6 protein-coding genes and 1 pseudogene (2 of these 7 running past the window's edge) are annotated in these 5,000 nt (G+C 37.4%); 4 read left to right on the top strand and 3 right to left on the bottom strand.

Annotated features, from left to right (window positions below; all coding sequences use genetic code 11):
* From QC759_RS11785 to QC759_RS11775, 3 genes are all read left to right on the top strand, one after another.
* Positions 1–160: the 3' end of a formylmethanofuran dehydrogenase subunit C gene (locus tag QC759_RS11785; protein WP_048072988.1), read on the top strand. It extends 650 nt beyond the left edge of the window; only the last 160 of its 810 coding nucleotides appear in the window; its start codon lies beyond the left edge, outside the window; the stop codon is at positions 158–160.
* A gap of 113 nt (positions 161–273) precedes the next feature.
* Positions 274–567, top strand: a complete 294-nt coding sequence (locus QC759_RS11780; RefSeq protein WP_048072989.1) for a DUF2097 domain-containing protein — start codon at positions 274–276, stop codon at positions 565–567.
* Between the two features lie 113 nt (positions 568–680).
* The gene (locus QC759_RS11775) at positions 681–992 is read left to right on the top strand and encodes a DUF2097 domain-containing protein (protein ID WP_243686915.1); all 312 of its coding nucleotides are present in this window, start codon (positions 681–683) and stop codon (positions 990–992) included.
* A gap of 79 nt (positions 993–1,071) precedes the next feature.
* On the opposite strand, the gene QC759_RS11770 is transcribed toward QC759_RS11775, so the two are convergent.
* On the bottom strand, positions 1,072–1,887 hold the full coding sequence (locus QC759_RS11770) for a TrmB family transcriptional regulator (RefSeq protein ID WP_048072990.1): 816 nt from the start codon (positions 1,885–1,887) through the stop codon (positions 1,072–1,074).
* Between the two features lie 345 nt (positions 1,888–2,232).
* Between QC759_RS11770 and QC759_RS11765 the strand changes: the two genes are divergently transcribed.
* Positions 2,233–3,666: an MFS transporter gene (locus tag QC759_RS11765; RefSeq protein WP_048072991.1), complete on the top strand. Its 1,434-nt coding sequence runs from the start codon at positions 2,233–2,235 to the stop codon at positions 3,664–3,666.
* Between the two features lie 91 nt (positions 3,667–3,757).
* Here QC759_RS11765 and wtpC read toward each other — a convergent pair.
* Positions 3,758–4,801, bottom strand: a pseudogene (gene wtpC, locus QC759_RS11760) (tungstate ABC transporter ATP-binding protein WtpC).
* Positions 4,788–5,000, bottom strand: partial view of a tungstate ABC transporter permease WtpB gene (gene wtpB, locus QC759_RS11755; RefSeq protein ID WP_048072993.1) — the 3' portion only. The gene runs 579 nt beyond the window's last position; 213 of the gene's 792 nt are visible here — the last part of the coding sequence; its start codon lies off the right edge, out of view; its stop codon occupies positions 4,788–4,790. The pseudogene wtpC and the gene wtpB overlap by 14 nt, the downstream one beginning before the upstream one ends.

Raw genomic sequence — 5,000 nt, 5'->3', positions numbered from 1 at the left:
AATGCTCCTGGAAGGATTTGTCTATGACGAAATTGTCCGGGACCCGGTGATCGATGGAAAAAGCTTCTCTGGTAAATACATTAAGTACACCGGGGATCTCGCAGTAAACGGTAAAGGTGGACTGTACCTCAACGCAGAAAAGAACAGGAAATATTTATAATTCCTGTTTTCATTTCTTTTTTTCCAAACCCTTTTTTTAAACCCAAAATTTAATTAACAGCTTATCTACATTTAATTAAAAATTTAAATTATACTCAAATTCACGTGATTTTTATGGAAGAAGAAATATTTTTAAAGGCTGAAGATATCATCGACTATGTCCGGGACAATGTCAAAACGCATGACATCCTTGAAATTTCATATAACCGTATTTACGCTCCAGGAGAAGTTTTAGGGGTTGAAATAGAGGAAGAATATGGAGAAGAGTTTCTGGAAGTCACCCTGCACCTGAATGGAGATCTGGTCAATCAGATAGTACGCATCAACATGCACGCCATCAAGGATGATCTCATAGAAATTAGGCATACTCAGGGAGAAGAGCTCAAGGTGTTAGTGGCAGAATCCTAAAAATTGTTTGATATGATAATCCTTAAATTAATCAAAATATAACTATTTACTATTGTAGTTATCCAAACAGTGAATTAAGGGTAGTAATGAGAGTGCTAATGTTTTGAGGTGTTATGATGGTTCGAGACCTGACTATGGATTGTGAAGAAGCAATTGAATACATCAAAAATAACGTAAAAACCTATGATAAAATTGAAATGTCCTACAATCGGGTTTTCACTCCGGGTGAGGTTATAAACATTGAAACCTGTGTTCTTAAGGGTGGACAGAAAAGTTGCACAGTCTTGGTAAGCCTTGATGGTGATACTATTCATTCAACTGTTGATATTGACCTTGAAAAGATAAAGTACGATTTAATTGAAGTCAAACACATCCCTAAAGATGATGAAGAAATACTGATCACCATTGACTCCTGTGAAGAGTAGTTTTATTCAGGTTCAGGGGATTAAAGCACAAAATTAAAAAAATACGGTTAATAGATTTTTTTTCATCTATTTTTCCATTTTATTCAAACTGATTAGTAATATCACTGAGCCCTATTTTCATAAGCATCGTCATGGCCTTATTTTTTGTATTGATGGCTGTGAGTGATCCGGTAGACATGGGGGGCATGTATAATACTTCTTCATCGTCTATAGCTAACATTAGCATATTTCTATATTCAACCATTAACAAAGCTTCTTTGTATATTTCGAATTGTTTTTGATCTTTGGTTTTAGATGATGCAACGATATTAAGCATATCTTCTTCATTTACAACTTTAAAATTGCCTTTTTTGTCTTCAAAATCTTTTTTTAATGTTTCAAAGGAGTGTGTCTCTGAGAATAGAATTATGTCCAGTTTTAAATTTGGGTCTGCATTTTCAAGATATTTAATGTATTTGGGGGAGGATATCATGAATATGCTTTCTTTCGCATTTTGAATCATATCTTTAATTTTATAATTTATGCTTTCTCCATTGAAAACATTCCATAATGCCTCAGAAGTTTTGGGCACGAATTTTTCTTTATCCATAATTGAAAAAATCTTTTTTGCTTTATCCTTTGCATCAATATGTGTTTTTAATAAAACTTCCAATCCTATTTCTGGAGGTAATGCTTGATAGGCCATGGGCCGGGTATTGATTAAAGATACCAGTCCTTTTTCTTCTAGAAGGCGAAGACTTTCGTATGTATTTGGTTTTGATAGGCCTAAAAATTCTATAAGCGTTTTGACTTCGGAATTATTCATCATTGCGAGGGTTATGTATATTTTTGCCTCAGATTCAAGAAGTCCGAGGTCCATCAATGATTTAATTAATTCCTGGGGAATTTCATTCATACAATATCTCCGGCCTTTTGTTGTTAGATAATGAATTACTGTATAAAATTTTTTTGTATACACCGTGATATTTAAAGTTATTAGTTGTCATGTAGCTAACAACTAATTTCGAAAACTATAAATAGCAAAAAATATTATTTTGTTGTAAGGTCTTTAACAACTATCAAATTTTGAGATTAAACTAACACTCAAATTTCAAAATTAAGTTTGTCTGAGAATTTAAAAAGAGCATTCGCTGGTTTTAATTAATTATTTTTTACTATTAATATTATAATGGTGATTAAATGGGAAAAATCCTATGCGTAAACTCTCAGGGCTTTAATTTTGTCATGAAAGGAGATAAAAATGAGCGAAAATACTAACGAAATCATAGAGAATAAAAGGGGTCTCGGGTCATCCACAATTTTTGTGATGATAGTCCTGGCGTTAGGTGTATTCATGACAGCAATGGATGCCTATATATTCGTGCCGGCACTACCCACAATAATTGCCGACCTGCAAACCTCACTTAATTGGGCAACATGGACTCTAACAACCTATATGTTGTTTATGACAGCAATTATGGCACTGGCCGGGAAATTATCTGATGTGTTTGGCCGAAAAAAATTGTATATCATTGGTGTGACCACCTTCGTCATAGGATCAATTACCGCCAGCTTATCCTGGGACATATATTCCTTAATAGCTTCCATGGGTTTACAGGGTATAGGTGCTGGTATTGTTCTGCCTTCGGCATTATCCAGTATGAATGATTCTGCTCCTGAAAATCAAAGAGGAAAAACAATGGGTGTACTCATGGCCATGTCATCCATTGCCACTATAGTAGGGCCAAACATAGGTGGGTTCCTGATCCAAAATTTTGGTTGGAGAACCGTATTCTATATCAACATTCCCCTGGGAATCATGGCAGTCCTTCTGGCTTTCAAGTTCAAAGAAACCTATGGAAATCAAGATCAGCATATTGACTACATTGGATCAGCATTACTGGTAGGAACAATAGCTTCAATGTTGCTAGGTATTATAGGACTGGAAAGCGCACCATTTACAGATGTATCTGTGTTCCCACTAATTATAGCTGCTGCGGTTCTATTTATTGCACTAATTGCATACGAAAAACGAGTATCAGAACCAATATTGGATATAGATGTTTTAAAAAAGCCAAAAATCCTATCGCTTAACTTTGCAATTCTTTTATCAGGGATTGGTACCTTTATGGCATTTACATACGTACCAACCTTCGCCCAGACTGTGCTAAATTTGAATGTACAGGACAGTGGTACGGTGCTGACTCCACTTTCTGTAGCGGTATGTATAACTGCCATATTGGGTGGAGTTCTTTTAGATAAATTTGGATCTAAACGTATGCTCCTGTTAGGATCACCCCTCCTAATCGCAGGACTCTTTGGCTTGACATATTTTGTCACGGATTCAACCGGCCTAGCAATTTGCTTAGCAGTAATAGGAGTGGGTGTAGGGTTCACTTGGAGTGCATTCCAGCTTCTTATGATGTCTTTCATGCCTAAAGAAGAAGAAGCAACAGGTGTGGGGATATTAAATACCTTTAAAGGTGTTGGTTCTACTGTAGCGCCAGTTATTGGGGCCTGTTTTTTAGTCAGTGCCACCAGCAGAATGGGTAACTTAAGTCAATCCTTTTCTAATTTGTTCCTGTTCGGAGCAGTAACCTCAATAATTGCTTTAGTATTGGTAATTATTGTGATAATAACGGATAAGGTAGGCCCCACCAAGTTAGGGGAATCTGAAGTCGTTAAAGGAAAATAAAGTTTAAATCAGCTCTGTAGAATTATTCTACAGGGCCGGATTTTTTTTATCAATCTCTAATTCTGAGTTTATGGGAACATAAAATCCATAGTTAAAACACATGCACTGCAGTCGCCTTGAAATAAGTCCAGACAGATTTTCCAATGTTTATCTCCAGATCAAGGAATGATTGCCTGGTTAAAAACACAACCAGAGGGTCTCCAATATCAATGGTTAACTTGATCAAGGTGCCCAGGTCAGATATCTCCTTAACAGGTCCCTGAAAAACATTCCGGGCACTGGTGGCTACTTTCTGAGTGGCCAGGGTGATGTCTTCAGGGCGCACTGTGATGTGTACTGGTCCGGTTTTTTGTTCTGAGCTGACAATAACTGTATTTCCCGTATCTATCTCAGTTACATCTCCATCAATGGTGGCCGTACCTTTGATTATGTTTTCAACTCCAACAAAATTAGCCACAAAACCATTAGCAGGATGCCTAAAGACTTCTTCAACATCTCCCACTTGGGAAATGCTTCCGTGTTTCATTATGGCCACCCGATCAGCCAGTTGCAGTGCCTCATCGAAGTTATGGGTAACATGGATAAGGGTCACTTCGAACTTCTGATGAATTTCCTTAAGCACCAGCATTAACTCATCCCTGGTTTTCCTATCTAAAGCACTTAAAGGCTCATCCATAAGTAAGACCTTGGGGTAAACAATAAGAGCGCGGGCTAAAGCGGTACGTTGTTGTTCTCCACCACTCAAATTCCGGGGGAGGCGGTCTTTGAGATGAGAAATGTTTAAAAGTTTCATCATTTCATTTACACTGGTCTCTATCTCTTTTTTGCCGATCTTTCTCAACTTCAGCCCAAAGGCAATGTTTTCAAACACAGTCTTATGGGGGAACAACATATAGTTCTGGTAAACAAATCCGATTCCCCTCTTTTCCAGAGGGGCATTGGTAATATCTTCATTATTCATGTATATTTTACCAGAATCAAGGGGTCACATTCCGGCGATCAGTTCAAGGAGCATGGTCTTACCTGATCCACTGGGGCCTAAGATAACAAAGTACTCATTTTTTTTAACATCTAAACTAACCTGTTTTATCTTAAATCCTTCCCAGTCACGGCTCAGGTTTTCAATTCTTATCATAGGTTCTCCATCCTTTCATAATCAATCTGACCACCAGGAAAAGTAACAGACATAGTGATATTAAAATAACCGCTACCGGTGTGGATTCTGACAATCCGAAATCCACGAATCTTCTGTAAATAAGGACCGGAGCTGTTGTAGGGAAATAAGCAATGATTATAATGGCGCCAAATTCGCTAATGGCCCTGGCCCAGCACAT

Origin of the sequence: Methanobacterium formicicum (genome assembly GCF_029848115.1) — an archaeon.
Taxonomy (GTDB): Archaea; Methanobacteriota; Methanobacteria; order Methanobacteriales; family Methanobacteriaceae; genus Methanobacterium; species Methanobacterium formicicum.
The sequence above is the reverse complement of the archived record's forward strand: the minus strand, read 5'-3'. Positions and strand labels throughout refer to the sequence as shown.